This is a genomic window from Pseudomonas sp. NPDC087336 (assembly GCF_044744285.1).
In the GTDB taxonomy this organism is placed as follows: Bacteria; Pseudomonadota; Gammaproteobacteria; order Pseudomonadales; family Pseudomonadaceae; genus Aquipseudomonas.
This window is the reverse complement of the sequence record NZ_JBIUYA010000014.1, coordinates 50,450-68,010: the sequence shown is the minus strand read 5'-3', so window position 1 is coordinate 68,010 and position 17,561 is coordinate 50,450. Positions and strand designations below refer to the sequence as shown.

The window sequence follows — 17,561 nt, the reverse complement described above, 5'->3', positions numbered from 1 at the left end:
GCCTGCAATGCATCAATTGACTCTGGCCGAGATCGCCCGCGGACTCGCCGATAAAAAGTTTTCTTCCGAAGAGCTGACCAAAGTCCTGCTGGCGCGTATCGCCCAGCTCGACCCGCAGCTCAACAGTTTCATCAGCCTCACCGAAGAGCTGGCGCTCACGCAGGCGAAAGCCGCTGACGCCCGTCGGGCCAATGGTGAGAACGGCGCGCTACTGGGTGCGCCGATCGCCCACAAGGACCTGTTCTGTACCCAGGGCATCCGCACCAGCTGCGGCTCGAAGATGCTCGACAACTTCAAAGCGCCGTACGACGCCACCGTCGTCGCCAAGCTGGCCGCTGCCGGGGCCGTGACCCTGGGCAAGACCAACATGGACGAATTCGCCATGGGCTCGGCCAACGAGTCGAGCTACTACGGCGCGGTGAAAAACCCGTGGAATCTGGAACACGTGCCGGGCGGTTCGTCCGGTGGTTCCGCTGCCGCGGTAGCCGCACGCCTGCTGCCAGCCGCCACCGGTACCGACACTGGCGGTTCGATCCGCCAGCCAGCGGCGCTGACCAACCTCACCGGCCTGAAACCGACGTACGGTCGCGTTTCGCGCTGGGGCATGATCGCCTACGCCTCCAGTCTCGATCAGGGCGGCCCGTTGGCGCGTACTGCCGAAGACTGCGCAATATTGCTGCAAGGTATGGCTGGCTTCGACCCGAACGACTCGACCAGCATCGATGAGCCCGTGCCGGACTACAGCGCCAGCCTCAGCGGTTCGTTGCAGGGCCTGCGCATCGGCGTGCCTAAAGAGTACTTCAGCGCCGGTCTCGACCCGCGCATCGCCGACCTGGTCATGTCCAGCGTCGAAGAGCTGAAGAAACTCGGTGCCGTGATCAAGGAAATCAGCCTGCCGAACATGCAGCACGCAATTCCTGCGTACTACGTGATCGCCCCGGCGGAAGCCTCTTCCAACCTGTCGCGTTTCGACGGCGTGCGTTTCGGCTATCGCTGCGAAGACCCGAAAAACCTCGAGGACCTGTACAAGCGCTCCCGTGGCGAAGGTTTCGGGACCGAGGTGCAGCGCCGGATCATGGTCGGCGCCTATGCCCTGTCCGCCGGTTACTACGACGCCTACTACCTGAAGGCACAGAAGATTCGTCGCCTGATCAAGAACGACTTCATGGCCGCCTTCAATGAGGTCGACATCATCCTCGGCCCAACCACGCCAAACCCGGCCTGGAAGCTCGGCGCCAAGAACAGCGACCCGGTCGCCGCCTACCTGGAAGACGTCTACACCATCACTGCCAACCTCGCGGGCCTGCCAGGCCTGTCGATGCCGGCCGGTTTTGTCGATGGTCTGCCTGTGGGCGTGCAGTTGCTCGCTCCGTATTTCCAGGAAGGTCGCCTGTTGAACGTTGCCCACCAGTATCAGTTACACACTGACTGGCACACCCGCACCCCAACCGGCTTCTGAGGAGACACACATGCAATGGGAAGTCGTGATCGGGCTGGAGATTCATACCCAGCTCACCACCCGGTCGAAAATCTTTTCCGGTAGTTCCACCACCTTCGGTTCCGAACCGAACACCCAGGCCAGCCTGATAGACCTGGGCATGCCCGGCGTACTGCCAGTGCTGAACCAGGAAGCGGTGCGCATGGCGGTGATGTTCGGCCTGGCGATTGACGCCGAGATCGGCCAGCACAACGTGTTCGCCCGTAAAAACTATTTCTATCCGGACCTGCCCAAGGGCTACCAGATCAGCCAGATGGAATTGCCGATCGTCGGCAAGGGTCACCTGGACATCGCCCTGGAAGACGGCACGGTCAAGCGCGTCGGCATCACCCGCGCGCACCTGGAAGAAGACGCCGGCAAGAGCCTGCACGAAGAATTCAGCGGCGCCAGCGGCATCGACCTGAACCGTGCCGGCACGCCGTTGCTGGAAATCGTTTCCGAGCCGGACATGCGCAGCGCCAAGGAAGCCGTGGCCTACGTCAAGGCGATCCACGCCCTGGTGCGCTACCTGGGTATCTGCGACGGCAACATGGCCGAAGGCTCGCTGCGTTGCGACTGCAACGTGTCGATCCGTCCAAAGGGCCAGGTCGAGTTCGGCACCCGCTGCGAGATCAAGAACGTCAACTCGTTCCGCTTCATCGAGAAGGCGATCAACAGCGAAATCCAGCGCCAGATCGAGCTGATCGAAGACGGCGGCAAGGTAATCCAGCAAACCCGCCTGTACGATCCGAACAAGGATGAAACCCGTCCGATGCGCAGCAAGGAGGAAGCCAACGACTACCGTTACTTCCCCGATCCGGACCTGCTGCCTGTCGTGATCGAAAACTCGTTCCTCGACGACGTGCGCGCCACCCTGCCGGAATTGCCACCGCAGAAACGCGAGCGTTTCCAGGAGCAGTTCGGTCTGTCGGTCTATGACGCCAGCGTGCTGGCCACCAGCCGCGAGCAGGCCGATTACTTCGAGAAAGTCGCGAGCATCGGCGGCGACGCCAAGCTGGCGGCCAACTGGGTGATGGTCGAGTTGGGCAGCCTGCTCAACAAGCAAGGGCTGGACATCGAACAGTCGCCGGTTTCCGCCGAGCTACTGGGCGGTATGCTGTTGCGCATCAAGGACAACACCATCTCCGGCAAGATCGCCAAGGTGGTGTTCGAAGCCATGGCCAACGGCGAAGGCAGCGCAGACGAGATCATCGAAAAGCGTGGCCTCAAGCAAGTGACCGACACCGGCGCAATCTCGGCGGTGCTGGATGAAATGCTCGCGGCCAATGCCGAGCAGGTCGAGCAATACCGCGCGGCAGACGAAGCCAAGCGCGGCAAGATGTTCGGCTTCTTCGTCGGCCAGGCCATGAAAGCCTCCAAAGGCAAGGCCAACCCGCAACAGGTCAACGAACTGCTGAAAAGCAAGCTCGAAGGCTAACCACAGTGATCGTTCCCACGCTCGCGCGTGGGAACGCCTCACTGGACGCTCTGCGTCCGCTTTTTGTGACGCAGAGCGTCACGGGCTGCATTCCCACGCGGAGCGTGGGAACGATCTTGGGGTCACCTAATGAAGCGTCTACTCAGTGCCTTCGCCCTGCTCTCCCTGCTCGCCGGCTGCGCCAGCACCGACACCGTCGACCCGCACGGCTACGACAAAACCGGCGTTGCCTCCTACTACGGCGCCAAACACCAAGGCAAACGCACCGCCAGTGGTGAGCGCTTCAACAAGAATTCCATGACCGCCGCCCATCGCCAGCTACCCTTCGGTACACGGGTGAAGGTCACCAACCTGAACAACGACAGATCCTGCGTAGTGCGCATCAATGATCGTGGACCGCACACCCGTGGCCGCCTGATCGACCTGTCCCATGAAGCCGCCGAACGGCTGGGCATGCTCAAGAGCGGAACCGCGCGGGTTCGCGTGCAAGCCCTCGACTGACCGACGGAGCCCCGACCATTTTCGGACTAGCCGATTTACCCCTGATCAGTGTGATCGAATTGCTCAGCGGGCTGGTGCTGCTGATTGCCGGCGCCGAACTGATGGTGCGCGCCGCCGTGCGCCTGGCAGCCCGCCTGCATGTACGCCCACTGATCATCGGCCTGACCATCGTCGCCCTCGGCAGCAGCGCCCCGCAGATGGCAGTCAGCCTGCAAGCCACCCTGGCGCACAACGCCGACATTGCCGTCGGCAGCGTGATCGGCAGCAGCATTTTCAACATCCTCGTCACGCTCGGATTGTCGGCGCTGATCATCCCGCTGCGGGTGTCACGGCAACTGGTGCGCCTGGATATTCCCCTGATGATCGGTGCCAGCCTGCTGGTGTTCGTACTGGCCTGGAATAAGGATCTGACCCGTGTCGACGGCGTGATATTGCTGACGGCACTGCTGCTGTACCTGGCTTTGTTGCTACGCCAATCGCGGCATTCGGTGCGTCCGGTATCGATTCATGATCTCACAGGGCAAGCTCCATGGATCAGCAGCCTGCTGATGATCGTCACCGGCCTGGCAATGCTGGTGTACGCCGGACATTTACTGCTGGGTGCAGCGGTATCGGTCGCCACCGATTTGGGTCTGTCGGAGCGCATCATCGGCCTGACCATCGTCGCCGTCAGCACGTCCCTTCCGGAACTCGCCACCTCGCTGATCGCTGCCCTGCGTGGTGAACGCGAGATCGCCGTGGGCAACGTGATCGGCAGCAACCTGTTCAACCTCCTGGGTGTGCTGGGCTTGACCGCAATGGTCGCGCCAGCGCCGCTGTCGGTATCGCCTAACGCCCTGGATTTCGACTTACCGGTGATGCTTGGCGTCGCGGCGCTGTGCCTGCCGGTGTTCTATTCCGGTTACCGCGTGACCCGCGCCGAAGGCCTGCTGTTCCTGGGCTTGTACCTGGCTTACGGGCTGCACGTGGTGTCGTTCACCACCGGCATGCCGCTGGCGGGCAAGCTTGAACACCTGATGCTGTTTTTCGTCCTGCCAGCGCTAGTGGCGTTCCTGTTGTTCACGTCATTGCGCGCCTGGCGTCGCCAACACCACAAGAGGGAATTGCCATGAGCGAGAACAAGAAAACCGGCGTTGAAGTACGTCGCCAGGTGATGGGCGACAGCTTCGTCGACCGCGCACTGGGCAACGCTACCGAGTTCACCCAGCCGCTGCAGGACTTCGTCAACGAACATGCCTGGGGCGGGGTCTGGAATCGCGAAGGCCTGCCGTTGAAAACCCGCAGCCTGATCACGCTCGCAGCGCTGACGGCGCTCAAATGTCCGCAGGAATTGAAAGGCCACGTGCGCGGCGCGCTGAACAACGGCTGCACCGTGGAAGAGATCCGTGAAGCGCTGCTGCATTGCGCGGTGTACGCCGGGGTACCGGCGGCGATCGATGCGTTTCGCGCGGCTCAGGAAGTGATCGATAGTTACCAGAAGCCTGAGTAACTATCCGAAAGTTCCAATGTTAGTTCCACCGTCTTCGACTCACCGCAAATCCTGGCGCTAGATCCACCCACCCCACTGCAACAAAAAGATCCCGATGTTGGTGGTCACCGCCGCCATCAACGTGGTGATCACGATGATCGCCGCCGCCAGTTCATGATTGCCATCCGCTGCCCGGGCCATGACGAAGCTGGCGGCGGCGGTCGGGCTGCCGAAGTACAGGAACAGAATCCCCAACTCCGCACCGCGAAAGCCCCAGAGCCACGCACCCAGGGTCGCCAGAATGGGCAGACCGAGCATTTTCACCAGGCTTGAACTGAGCGCCATCGAGCCACTTTTTCGCATCGCCGCCAGCGACAGCGTGCCGCCGATGCAGATCAACGCCAACGGCAAGGTGGTTTGCGCCAGGTACTGGCCAGACGTCTCCAGCCATCCCGGCAAGCCGATGTTGAAATAAGCAAAGGGCGCCGCCGCAATCACGCTGATGATCAGCGGGTTGCTGAACACGCTTTTGCAAATGCTCCACGGATCGGACTTGATCACCGGGCTGTACACCGCCAGCACAATGGTCGAGAGCGTGTTGTAGAACAGGATCACCAGCGCCGCCAGAATCGCCCCGAGGGAGATCCCGTAATCGCCGTACATGCTCGCGGCCAGCGCCAGGCCGATCACGCCGTTGTTACCGCGAAACGCACCCTGGGTGTAGATCCCCCGGTCTTCGCGCGGACACCGCAAGATCGCCCAGCCCCAGGCAATGGCAAAGCACACCAGGGTCGCCAGGGAGAAGTAGATCAGCAGGGCCGGTTGCAACGCGGCGTGCAAGTCGGCATGCAGGATGCCCAGAAACAGCAGCGCCGGCATGGTGACGTTGAACACCAGGGACGAGGCGGTGTGGATGAAGTTGTCGTTGATCCAGTCGATGCGCTTGAGCAACACCCCCAGAAACAGCATGGCGAACACCGGCGCGGTGATGTTCAGGGTTTCGAGGAAAATTGCCAGCATGCCGGGGAGGACCTTGAGGTGGGCGTCGTTAGGGGGCTAATGATAAGCCACTTTCACCCGGATCGTTCCCTCGCTCTGCGTGGGAACGATCATCACAGCCTCAGGTAATCGGCGCCGGGTTGAACAAGGTGATGTCATTATGCAGCTTGTGCTTTTCAGCCCAGGTCTGCTGCTTGCCGCTGGCCACATCCAGGTAGTAGTGGAACAACTCCCAGCCCAGCTCCTCGATGGACGCCCGCCCGGTAGCGATGCGCCCGGCGTCGATGTCGATCAGGTCCGGCCAGCGCTGCGCCAGTTCGGTCCGGGTCGACACCTTCACCACCGGCGCCATGGCCAGCCCGTAAGGCGTTCCGCGGCCGGTGGTGAACACGTGCAGGTTCATCCCCGCCGCCAACTGCAGCGTGCCGCAGACAAAGTCACTGGCCGGGGTCGCGCAGAAGATCAGGCCTTTTTCCTTGAACCGCTCGCCAGGGCCGAGCACGCCGGTGATGGCGCTGCTACCGGACTTGACGATCGAACCCAGGGACTTCTCGACGATGTTCGACAAACCGCCTTTCTTGTTGCCCGGCGTGGTGTTGGCGCTGCGATCCGCCTCACCCTTGGCGAGGTAGCGGTCGTACCAGTCCATTTCCCGCACCAGTTCCTGCGCGACTTCTTTGGTTTGCGCGCGGGAGGTCAGCAGGTAGATCGCATCGCGCACTTCGGTGACTTCGGAGAACATCACCGTCGCCCCCGCACGCAACAACAGGTCCGAGGCATAGCCCAGCGCCGGGTTGGCGGTGATCCCGGAAAATGCATCGCTGCCACCACATTGCATGCCCAGGATCAGCTCGGACGCCGGTACGGTTTCCCGACGGCGTTGATCGAGCTTCTTCAAACGGGTTTCAGCCAGTTCCATGATCTGCTCGATCATCTCGGTAAAACCGTGGCTGGAATCCTGCAGGCGATACAGCCACGGCTCACTCAGATCCACCGAGGCATCGCCTTCGTGCATCACCTGCCCGGCCTGCAATTTCTCGCAGCCCAGGCTGATCACCAGTGCTTCACCACCCAGGTTCGGGTTGCGCGCCAGGTTGCGCACCGTGCGAATCGGGATGTAGGCGTCGGTGGCGGTGATCGCCACGCCACAGCCGTAGCTGTGGGTCAGTGCCACCACGTCATCGACGTGCGGGTACTTGGGCAGCAGCTCGTCCTTGATGCGCTTGACCGCATGGTCCAGCACACCCGTCACGCATTGCACGGTGGTGGTGATCCCTAGAATGTTGCGCGTACCGACCGTCCCATCGGCGTTGCGATAACCCTCGAAGGTATAGCCTTGCAGCGGTGCCTGCGCGGCCGGCACTTCGGTGGACAGCGGCAAGCTGTCCAGCGGCGGCGCGGTCGGCATGCGCAGTTGATCTTCCTTGACCCAACTGCCACGGGGAATTGGCTGCAGGGCATAGCCGATGACCTGCCCGTAACGAATCACCTGTCCACCCGCGGGAATGTCTTGCAGGGTGACCTTGTGGCTCTGTGGCACGAAGTCGACGGTGACCAGACCATCGGAAAACTCGGTGCCGGCCGGCACCCCCTGGTCATTGACCACGACCACCACGTTGTCCCGCTCGTGCAGGCGGATGTAGCGCGGCGAGTCGGAATGTTCAATCAACTGCATGACGCCGCTCCTCAGGAATGCGCTTGAGACAATTTACCGGATGCTTCAGGACCGTTTACCGGCGGCTCCTTGAGCACCACACGCTTGATCGGACCGACGATCACCAGATAGCTGAACACCGCGACCAGTGCGTTGCAACCGACAAACACCAATGCCCATTTGAACGAACCGGTGGAATTGATGATGTAACCGATGACGATCGGCGTGGTGATCGACGCCAGGTTGCCGAAGGTATTGAACAGCCCACCGCTGAGACCGGCGATCTGTTTTGGCGAAGTATCGGACACCACCGCCCAACCCAATGCACCCACGCCTTTGCCGAAGAACGCCAGGGCCATGAAGCCCACGACCATCCATTCGACGTCCACGTAGTTGCAGGCCACGATGCTGCTGGACACCAGCAGGCCGGCGATGATCGGCGCCTTGCGGGCAAAAGTCAGGGAATGGCCCTTGCGCAGCAGGTAATCGGAAATCACCCCGCCGAGCACGCCACCGATGAAGCCGCAGATCGCCGGCAACGAGGCGATGAAACCGGCCTTGAGGATGGTCATGCCGCGCTCTTGAACCAGGTACACCGGGAACCAGGTCAGGAAGAAGTAGGTGATACCGTTGATGCAGTATTGGCCGAGGTACACGCCCAACATCATGCGGTTGGTCAGCAACTGACGGATGTAGTCCCACTTCGGACCGTCGCCTTTTGCACCTTTGCCCTTGGTCTGGTCCATGTCGACCATGCCACCGTTATCGGCGATGTGCTTGAACTCGGCGTCGTTGATCATCGGGTGTTCGCGCGGGCTGTAGATCACTTTCAGCCAGATGCCCGAGAAGATGATGCCGATCACGCCCATGACGATGAACACGTGCTGCCAGCCGAAGCTGTAGACGATCCAGCCCATCAGCGGTGCGAACAACACGGTGGCAAAGTATTGTGCCGAGTTGAAGATCGCCGAGGCGGTGCCACGTTCAGCGGTCGGGAACCAGGCTGCGACGATGCGTGCATTGCCGGGGAAGGACGGCGCTTCGGCCAGACCCACCAAAAAGCGCAGCATGAACAGCGCAACCACCGCCGTGGACATGCCGAACTCGCCGACATAACCCTGCAACACGGTGAACAGCGACCAGGTGAAGATGCTCAGTGCATAGATTTTTTTCGAACCGAAACGGTCCAGCAGCCAGCCACCGGGAATTTGCCCGGCCACGTAGGCCCAACCGAATGCAGAGAAGATGTAGCCAAGGGTAACCGCGTCAATGCCGAGGTCTTTTTGCAGGCTGGAACCGGCGATGGCGATAGTGGCGCGGTCGGCGTAGTTGATCGTGGTCACCAGAAACAGCATGAGCAGGATCAAATAGCGGACGTGAGTCGGCTTCTTGGTCGATTGCATGTAGATGTACTCCCACTGATTATTTTTATGCGCGGGTGAATCTTTTTTGGTCTTTTGTGGGAGCTGGCTTGCCAGCGATGCGGGCACCTCGGTCGTTCAGTCGCACCGCGGTGATGCCATCGCTGGCAAGCCAGCTCCCACAGGTATTGCGTGGATCAGGAGCCGATGTAGCTGGTCTTCACGACCGTGTAGAACTCTTGCGCATAGCGACCTTGCTCACGTGATCCATAGGATGAACCTTTACGCCCACCGAAAGGAACGTGGTAATCCACGCCGGCGGTCGGCAGGTTGACCATCACCATCCCGGCCTGGGAGTGGCGCTTGAAGTGGTTGGCATACTTCAACGAAGTGGTGGCGATGCCCGCCGACAGACCGAACTCGGTGTCGTTGGCCATGGCCAGCGCAGCTTCGTAATCGGCCACGCGCACGATGTTGGCCACCGGGCCGAAGATCTCTTCGCGGCTGATGCGCATTGAGGCTTCGCTGTCGGCAAACAGGGTTGGCGCGAGGAAGTAGCCCTCGGTGTCACAGGTCACCAGGCCACCGCCGCTGACCAGGCGCGCACCTTCGGACTGGCCGATATCGATGTACTTCATGTCCTGTTCAAGCTGAGCTTGCGAGACCACCGGACCGATGTCGGTGCCGGACTTCAATGCGTGACCGACCTTGATCGACTTCATGCGCTCGGCCATGGCGTCGACGAACTTGTCGTGAATGCCGGCGGTGACGATGAAGCGGCTCGATGCCGTGCAACGCTGGCCGGTGGAGTAGAACGCGCTCTGCACCGACAGCTCGACCGCTTGCTTGAGGTCGGCGTCGTCGAGAATGACCTGCGGGTTCTTGCCGCCCATTTCCAACTGCACCTTGGCCTGGCGCGACACGCAACTGACAGCGATCTGGCGACCGACGCCCACGGAACCGGTGAAGCTGATGCCGTCGACTTTGGGGCTGTTGACCAGTGCATCACCAACCACACGACCACTGCCCATCACCAGGTTGAACACACCGGCCGGGAAGCCAGCGCGGGAGATGATTTCCGCCAGTGCCCAGGCGCAGCCCGGTACCAGATCGGCGGGCTTGAGCACCACGCAGTTACCGTAGGCCAGGGCCGGAGCGATTTTCCAGGCAGGGATCGCGATCGGGAAGTTCCATGGGGTAATCAGACCGACCACACCCAGGGCTTCGCGAGTGACTTCAACATTGACGCCCGGGCGCACCGACGGCAGGTAGTCGCCGGACAGGCGCAGGCATTCACCGGCGAAGAACTTGAAGATGTTGCCGGCGCGGGTCACTTCGCCGATGGCTTCGGGCAGGGTCTTGCCCTCTTCCCGGGCCAGCAGGGTGCCAAGTTCTTCACGACGGGCGAGGATCTCGGTACCGACTTTATCCAGGGAATCGTGACGGGCCTGAATGCCCGAAACCGACCACGCCGGGAATGCGGCACGGGCGGCGTCGATGGCGGCGTGGACCTGAGCCAGGTCAGCCTTGGCGTAATCGCCAATGGCGTCGCTCAGCTCGGACGGGTTGATGTTGACCGAGTAATCGGCACCGGCGACCCATTCACCGTTGATGTAGTTGTCGTAGCGCTTTGTCACGAGTCGTTCTCCTCACGCAAAAAGCCGCTGATCGCTCAGCGGCTCCGGTTTGATCGTTGTTATTGCGCACCCTGCTTGTCGATCAGCGCGGCGAGCATTTCGTACTCTTCGCCGGTCAGGTCGGTCAGCGGTGCACGCACAGGGCCCGCGTCATAACCGGCGATTTTTGCCCCGGCCTTGACGATGCTCACCGCGTAGCCGGCTTTGCGATTACGGATGTCCAGGTACGGCAGGAAGAAGTCGTCGATGATCTTGCCGACGGTGGCGTGATCTTCGCGGGCGATGGCGTGGTAGAAATCCATCGCGGTTTTCGGGATGAAGTTGAACACCGCCGAGGAATAGACCGGCACGCCCAGGGCCTTGTAGGCCGCGGCGTAGACTTCGGCGGTTGGCAGGCCACCCAGGTAGCTGAAGCGATCACCGAGACGACGGCGGATCGACACCATCAACTCGATATCACCCAGGCCATCCTTGTAGCCGATCAGGTTCGGGCAGCGCTCGGCCAGACGTTCCAGCAGCGGCGCGTTCAGGCGGCAGACGTTACGGTTGTAGACCACCACGCCGATGTTGACCGATTTGCACACGGCTTCAACGTGGGCGGCAACGCCGTCCTGGCTGGCTTCGGTCAGGTAGTGCGGCAGCAGCAACAGGCCTTTGGCGCCCAGACGCTCGGCTTCCTGTGCGTATTCGATGGCCTGGCGGGTAGAACCACCAACACCGGCGAGAATTGGCACGCTGGTGGCGCAAGTGTCGACGGCCGTCTTGATGATTTCCGAGTATTCGCTGGCCGCCAGGGAGAAGAACTCACCGGTGCCGCCCGCGGCGAACAAAGCCGAGGCGCCGTACGGGGCCAGCCATTCCAGACGCTTGATGTAGCCAGCGCGGTTGAAATCGCCCTGGGCATTGAAATCGGTGACCGGGAAAGACAGCAGACCGGAAGAGAGGATGGACTTCAGTTCTTGTGGATTCATTATTCGAACACCCTGGGTAGCGACGTTGTGTGAGAAAACCGTTCAGCCTGCGCTGAAGTTGTAGGTCATCGTACAACTTAAAATACAACCGTCAACTGCATTTCATCGTCAGGGGTGAAAATTGTTGGACAAGAAGGAGTGATAGCCCGTGTTTGCTGGGACTTACATGATCGGAGGATGAGACCGGGCTACGCGATCAAAGGTTCGACAGAGATACGTTGTCGGAGGATTCAACGACGATCGGCGGAGCGCCTGAAGGATGCGTGCAATGACTACAGGCCCCTTCGCGAGCAGGTTCGCTCCCACAATGGCTCATCTGCGGCCACACATATTGTGAACCGCCACAATCAACTGTGGGAGCGAGCCTGCTCGCGAAGGCGGTCTGACAGGTAATGGATAACCCGACCCGAAAACTTAGCCCCGCTGCGCCTCAGCCTCTTCATGGGCATGACGCAACCGCTCACGGCTGTTGGTCAGGTGCAAACGCATGGCCGCGCGGGCTGCATCGGAATCCTGGCGGGCGATGGCGTCGTAGATTTCTTCGTGCTCGCGGCTCAGGCGGTTCATGTAGTGTTGCTGATCGTCATGGGCCAGCCGCGCGGAGTTGAGACGGGTGCGCGGGATGATGCTGGTGCCCAGGTGAGTCATGATGTCGGTGAAGTAGCGGTTGCCGGTGGCCAAGGCAATCTGCAGGTGGAACTGGAAGTCCGAGGCCACGGCATCGCTGGCGTGGGAAACACTTTCATTGAGGGCATCCAGCGCCGCGCGCATCAGCGCCAACTGCTCGGGGCTGCGACGTTGCGCGGCCAGGCCGGCGGACTCCACTTCAAGGCTGATGCGCAGTTCGAGGATGGCCAGCACGTCACGCAAGGTGACCACGGTAGCCGGGTCGATGCGAAAACCGCTCGGGCTCGGGGTGTCGAGCACGAAGGTGCCGATACCGTGGCGCGTCTCCACCTGGCCGGCGGCCTGCAAACGGGAAATCGCCTCGCGTACCACTGTGCGGCTGACGCCATGGGCATCCATGATCGCCGACTCGGTGGGCAACTTGTCGCCACGCTTGAGGTGACCGTCGCGGATCTGCTCGGACAGCACCGTCACCAGTTCCTGAGCGAGGCTGCGGCGCTTGCGAGGGAGGCGTGGTGCGTCGTTCGGGTTTTCCATGGTGAACATCTGTCTCGAAAAAATCGGCTGAAAACGCATCATAGCTCAACGCGGTTGTACGATCACCCACAACCCCCGGGCGGTGGCGTTCAGGCGGTCACGGTCTGGTCCACCAAATGGCCGTTCTCGATACGAATGTGCCGCGGATGGAAGCGCTTGAGGCTGCTGCGATGGCCGACGCTGACGATACTCAGGTCCGGCAACTCATCGATCAGTGCCTGATACAGCGACGCCTCGTCTTCTTCATCCATCGCCGAAGTCGCTTCGTCCATGTACAGCCATTGCGGGGCATAAAGCAGTGCACGGGCAAAGGCCAGGCGCTGCTGTTCACCCGGCGACAACATGCGCTGCCAGTGATTGGCTTCGTCGAGGCGCGCCACCAGATGCGGCAAACGGCAGGTTTCCAGAACGTGCACGTAGCGCTCGTTCGGATAGGTATGGCCGGCCTGTGGATAACTCAACGCTTCACGCAGGGTACCAATCGGCAAATACGGTTTCTGCGGCAGGAACAGATAACGCGCCGCTGGCAGACGAATGCTGCCATGCCCCGCCGGCCACAGGTGCCCCATCGCCCGCAACAGAGTCGATTTGCCGCTGCCGGACCGTCCACTGAGCATGACCCGCTCGCCCTTCTGCACGGTCATGTCGGCGTTGGTCAGCAAGTGGCGACCGTCGGCCAGGTCCAGGCCAAGGTTATGCACCTTCAACGCCTCACCCTGGTTCTGCACGTCGATGGCCGGTGCGCGCTGTTCGTTGTCGGTCATGGCCTGACGGAAGCTCAGCAGACGATCACAGGTGGCGCGCCAGGAAGCGAGGTTCTGGTACGCGGTGATAAACCAACTGAAGCTGTCCTGGACATTGCCGAACGCCGAGCTGATCTGCATCAGTTCGCCCAGTTCGATCTTGCCGGCCAGGTATCGCGGTGCCGCCACCATGAACGGGAAAATCACCGCCGCCTGCTCGTAACCGGAGGTGAAGAAGGTCAGGCGCTTGGACACCTTCATGATGTCCCAGAAGTTGTGCCAGACCATCGAGAAACGCTGGGTCAAGCGGCGGTTTTCATTGGGCTCGCCGTTGTACAGCGCGATGCTTTCGGCATTCTCGCGAACCCGTACCATGGAGAAACGCAGGTCGGCTTCGAAGCGTTGTTGGCGATTGTTCAGGCCGATCAGGCGACGACCGATCAGATGCGTCAGCCAACTGCCCACCACTGCGTACACCAGCACGCACCAGAACATGTAGCCGGGAACGGTGATGCCGAACACTTCGATGCTGCCCGACACGCCCCAGAGGATGATCGAGAACGACACCAGGCTGACCACATTGCGCAGCAGGCCGATACCCAGGCTCAAGGTGTCGTTGGTGAAGTTATTGAGGTCTTCGGAAATCCGCTGGTCCGGGTTATCGGTGTAACCGCCCTGCTCCAGCTGGTAGTAGTTCTTGTCCGCGAGCCAGCGGGAGAAATGCTTTTCGGTGAGCCACGCCCGCCAACGGATCGTCAGCATCTGGGTCAGGTAGAGCCGGTACACCGCGCCGACGATCGCCACCGCCGCAATGGCGCAGAAGTACAGGATCAGGCGCCAGAACGCCGCTTCATCCTTCTGTTGCAGGGCGTTGTAGAAATCCTTGTACCAGGTGTTGAACCACACCGAGATGCCGACGCTGATCAGTGACAGCGCGATCACCGCGATCAGCAGTGTCCAGGCCTTGCCCTTCTCCTCACTGCGCCAGTAAGGCGTGACCATCGCCCAGACTCTGCGAAAAAACTGCCCGCGCACAGCATCGTTGACCGCGGAATATTCAGCGTTCTGATTCATGGATAAGGCTCGATAAGAAAAAATACACGCACGAACCGATCATAGATGATCGGTTCGGATTGTCGCGAGGAGCGGCCCGCATTCGTTCAGTGCAGGTTCAGCGGCGAACGGGACGCTTCTGCAGTTTGCGCTGCAGCGTGCGGCGGTGCATGCCCAGGGCGCGGGCAGTGGCGGAGATGTTGCCTTCGTGCTCGGTCAACACGCGCTGGATGTGTTCCCACTGCAGGCGGTCCACGGACATCGGGTTTTCCGGTACCAGGCTGTCGAGGTCAGCGTGTTCGGACAACAGCGCGGCCAGCACGTCGTCGGCGTCGGCCGGCTTGCACAGGTAGTTGCAGGCACCGCGCTTGATCGCCTCCACGGCGGTGGCAATGCTCGAATAACCGGTGAGGATCACCACGCGCATTTCCGGGTCCATTTCCAGCAACTTGGGCAGCAACACCAGGCCCGAATCGCCATCCATTTTCAGGTCCAGCGCGGCATAGTCCGGCAGGTCGGCCTGGGCGATTGTCAGCCCCTCTTCGGCGGAACCGGCGGTGCTGACGCGAAAGCCGCGACGGGCCATGGCGCGGGCCATCACCCGGGTAAAGGTCGCGTCATCGTCGACCAGCAGCAAATGCGGCAGTTCTTCGCCTTCGACTTGGATTTCGTCACTCATGTTGGTCTCCTCGGGCGCCGTGGGGCAGGCGCAGCTCAGTGAGCGTGCCGCCTTCCTCATGACTATAGAGTTTCACTGAGCCGCCGGCGCGTGTCACGCTGGCCTTGCTCAAAAACAGGCCCAGGCCGAAACCTTTGCCCTTGGTGGTAAAAAATGGCTTGCCGATCTGCTCGGCGATGGCCAGCGGCACACCGGCACCGTGGTCGCGGATGCTGATGGTCAAGTCCTCGGCATTCCAGTCCAAGGTGACTTGCAGCCCTTCAGGGCAGGCATCCGCCGCGTTGTTGAGCAAATTGAGCAGCGCCTGGGTCAGGTCCGGCGGTGGCGCCATGCGCGGTACCGTGCCCTGGCCGAGGCGCTGGAAGCGATAACTGGCCTCCGGGCGCATCAGGTGCCAGCGATTGAGCGCTTCGTCGAGCCAGTCGGTGACGTCCTGCATCTGCACCGCCAGCCGGCGATTGGCCTCCGCCGCCCGAACGAGCTGCTGCAAGGTCTCTTTGCACAGCTTGACCTGGTCCTGCAGCACCTTCAGGTCATCCTGCAGCATCGGGTCAGGATGATCCTGCTGCATCTCCTTGAGCAACACACTCATGGTTGCCAGCGGTGTGCCCAGCTCATGGGCGGCGCCCGCCGCCTGGGTGGCGACGGCCAGCAGTTGCTGGTCGCGCAGGCCTTCTTCCCGGCGAATGGCCCGCAGCTCTTCCTGACGACGCAGCTCCTCGGCCATGCGCGCGGCGAAGAACGTGATCACCGCCGCCGCCAGGGCGAAACTCAACCACATCCCGTACACCTGCAGGTTTTCCCGGGCGATCGGGAAGGTTTGCAGCGGGTAGAAGCGCGCCAGCAGCAAGGTATACATGGCCAGGGCGATGCCCGACAGAATCACCGAGTAACGCCATGGCAAGGTCACTGCCGCGATGGTCAGCGGCACCAGGTAGTAAGAGACGAAGGGGTTGGTCGACCCCCCCGAGAAATACAGTAATGCACTGTGGATAAACAGGTCGCAGGCCAGTTGCACCGCGTATTCAAGCTCGGTGACCGGCCAGCTGGTGCGCAGCCGAATGGCCGTGAAGGCACACAGCAGCATCGAGCAGCCGAGGGTCGCGGCCAGCTGGAACCAGGGCAACGGCAACAGTTCGAGCCAGTAGGCCAGGCCTACGGAACCGGCTTGGGCGGCCAGGACCAAGGTGCGGATGAACGTCAACCGCCAGAGATTCTGGCGCGTGGCGGAAGTGATTTGAACGGGGGCGAGCATGAGCTCTCCTGATGAGCGCTCCAGGCGGATCGACGGGAGTATAACCAAGCGCGGGCGCTGGCAGGCGAAAGTGCGGCAAACGGCCACATGGCCCGGGACTTTTCGGCGCCTGTCAGATTGTCATCGCGGGCATCTGCCATACATCTGTATAGAAGTTGTAACTGTGCGAACCGGATCATCAAAGCTAGAGTCTGATGGTTTCACGCAGGCCCGGACCATCAACCTGCGCCACCCACTTAGGAGCCTTCATGCACATATTCCGCCGCAGCGCCGCCCTCCTTGCCCTGAGTGCTGGCACCCTCGCCGCCCTCCCGGCCCTGGCCGCCGACGAGCTTCATTACAACCAGATTTCCCTGCGCGCCGAAGTCAGCCAGGAAGTGGCTCGCGACTTGATGATCGTGACCCTCTACACCGAAGAACAGAATACCGATCCGGCCAAACTCGCCGCGGACGTCAGCACCACCATGAACAAGGCACTGGCCCAGGCCAAACAGGTCAAGGACATCAGCCTGCGCCAAGGCAGTCGCAACAGCTACCCGATCTACGACGCCAAAGGCCAGAAAATCACCGGCTGGCGTGAGCGTGCCGAACTGCGCCTGGAAAGCCCGGACTTCGCGGCCCTGTCGAAGCTGACCGGCGAACTGCTCACCGACCTGAAAATGGGCGGCATGGATTTCGCCATCGCCACGCCAACCCGCAAGGCCAGCGAAGACGCCCTGCTCAAAGAGGCCGTGACTGCCTTCAAGGCCCGCGCGCAATTGGCTACCGATGCCCTGGGCGGCAAGGGTTACAAAATCGTCAATCTGAACTTCAACAGTATCGGTTACCCGCAACCGTACATGCGCGGGCCGATGATGATGAAAGCCGCCAGCATGGACGCCGCTGCGGTGACGCCGGAAGTGGAAGCCGGCACCAGCCAGGTCAGCATGACGGCCGATGGATCGATTGAAGTGCTGATGCCTTGATTCGATAACCCCTGAACAAAAACGGCGATCACCAAAATGATCGCCGTTTTTTTGTTCCCGCAGAACTGCCGCAGACGGCGATCTTTTAATCCTGATCTATGCTCTCAGGGACATTTGAGTGCTACCGAAAAAATCGCAGCCTCCTACAACTCCTACAGAGACAACCTACAAAACGAAACGAAAAGTTGCACCTTGT

The 17,561-nt window shown here is 61.3% G+C and carries 15 protein-coding genes; 6 read left to right on the top strand and 9 right to left on the bottom strand.

The features are described from left to right. Positions 1-7 precede the first annotated feature (7 nt). From gatA to ACIO0C_RS15965, 5 genes are all read left to right on the top strand, one after another. Positions 8-1,459, top strand: coding sequence for an Asp-tRNA(Asn)/Glu-tRNA(Gln) amidotransferase subunit GatA (gene gatA, locus ACIO0C_RS15985; RefSeq protein WP_401313639.1), 1,452 nt, complete (start codon positions 8-10; stop codon positions 1,457-1,459). Positions 1,460-1,469: 10 nt separating this feature from the next. Then, the gene (gene gatB / locus ACIO0C_RS15980; protein WP_401313638.1) at positions 1,470-2,915 is read left to right on the top strand and encodes an Asp-tRNA(Asn)/Glu-tRNA(Gln) amidotransferase subunit GatB; all 1,446 of its coding nucleotides are present in this window, start codon (positions 1,470-1,472) and stop codon (positions 2,913-2,915) included. A 129-nt stretch (positions 2,916-3,044) separates the two neighbouring features. Then, on the top strand, positions 3,045-3,416 hold the full coding sequence (locus tag ACIO0C_RS15975; RefSeq protein WP_401313636.1) for a septal ring lytic transglycosylase RlpA family protein: 372 nt from the start codon (positions 3,045-3,047) through the stop codon (positions 3,414-3,416). 50 nt (positions 3,417-3,466) lie between these two features. After that, positions 3,467-4,528, top strand: a complete 1,062-nt coding sequence (locus ACIO0C_RS15970; RefSeq protein ID WP_401313634.1) for a calcium/sodium antiporter — start codon at positions 3,467-3,469, stop codon at positions 4,526-4,528. Beyond that, a complete protein-coding gene (locus tag ACIO0C_RS15965; RefSeq protein ID WP_401313632.1) occupies positions 4,525-4,905 on the top strand; it encodes a carboxymuconolactone decarboxylase family protein in 381 nt (126 codons plus the stop codon). Before ACIO0C_RS15970 ends, ACIO0C_RS15965 begins: the two co-directional genes overlap by 4 nt. Positions 4,906-4,962: 57 nt before the next feature. On the opposite strand, the gene ACIO0C_RS15960 is transcribed toward ACIO0C_RS15965, so the two are convergent. The 9 genes from ACIO0C_RS15960 to ACIO0C_RS15920 form a co-directional block, all read right to left on the bottom strand. Continuing rightward, the gene (locus ACIO0C_RS15960) at positions 4,963-5,904 is read right to left on the bottom strand and encodes an AEC family transporter (RefSeq protein WP_401313630.1); all 942 of its coding nucleotides are present in this window, start codon (positions 5,902-5,904) and stop codon (positions 4,963-4,965) included. A 100-nt stretch (positions 5,905-6,004) separates the two neighbouring features. Next, on the bottom strand, positions 6,005-7,558 hold the full coding sequence (gene garD / locus ACIO0C_RS15955) for a galactarate dehydratase (RefSeq protein ID WP_401313628.1): 1,554 nt from the start codon (positions 7,556-7,558) through the stop codon (positions 6,005-6,007). A gap of 11 nt (positions 7,559-7,569) precedes the next feature. Further along, entirely contained in the window at positions 7,570-9,015 is a 1,446-nt protein-coding gene (locus ACIO0C_RS15950; RefSeq protein WP_401313793.1) for an MFS transporter, read from the bottom strand. Positions 9,016-9,095: 80 nt separating this feature from the next. Further along, positions 9,096-10,535: an aldehyde dehydrogenase family protein gene (locus ACIO0C_RS15945; protein ID WP_401313626.1), complete on the bottom strand. Its 1,440-nt coding sequence runs from the start codon at positions 10,533-10,535 to the stop codon at positions 9,096-9,098. A gap of 59 nt (positions 10,536-10,594) precedes the next feature. Next, positions 10,595-11,506, bottom strand: coding sequence for a 5-dehydro-4-deoxyglucarate dehydratase (gene kdgD, locus ACIO0C_RS15940; protein WP_020796617.1), 912 nt, complete (start codon positions 11,504-11,506; stop codon positions 10,595-10,597). A 414-nt stretch (positions 11,507-11,920) separates the two neighbouring features. Next, positions 11,921-12,670, bottom strand: a complete 750-nt coding sequence (locus tag ACIO0C_RS15935) for a FadR/GntR family transcriptional regulator (RefSeq protein WP_175391458.1) — start codon at positions 12,668-12,670, stop codon at positions 11,921-11,923. 89 nt (positions 12,671-12,759) lie between these two features. Next, complete coding sequence (locus ACIO0C_RS15930; RefSeq protein ID WP_401313624.1) at positions 12,760-14,487, bottom strand: ABC transporter ATP-binding protein/permease; 1,728 nt, start codon at positions 14,485-14,487, stop codon at positions 12,760-12,762. Positions 14,488-14,584: 97 nt separating this feature from the next. Beyond that, positions 14,585-15,145, bottom strand: coding sequence for a response regulator transcription factor (locus ACIO0C_RS15925; protein ID WP_008057484.1), 561 nt, complete (start codon positions 15,143-15,145; stop codon positions 14,585-14,587). Continuing rightward, positions 15,138-16,400, bottom strand: a complete 1,263-nt coding sequence (locus tag ACIO0C_RS15920; RefSeq protein WP_008057482.1) for an ATP-binding protein — start codon at positions 16,398-16,400, stop codon at positions 15,138-15,140. Before ACIO0C_RS15920 ends, ACIO0C_RS15925 begins: the two co-directional genes overlap by 8 nt. 248 nt (positions 16,401-16,648) lie before the next feature. Here ACIO0C_RS15920 and ACIO0C_RS15915 point away from each other — a divergent pair, with 248 nt between their 5' ends. Beyond that, positions 16,649-17,365: an SIMPL domain-containing protein gene (locus ACIO0C_RS15915; protein WP_401313621.1), complete on the top strand. Its 717-nt coding sequence runs from the start codon at positions 16,649-16,651 to the stop codon at positions 17,363-17,365. Positions 17,366-17,561 lie beyond the last annotated feature (196 nt).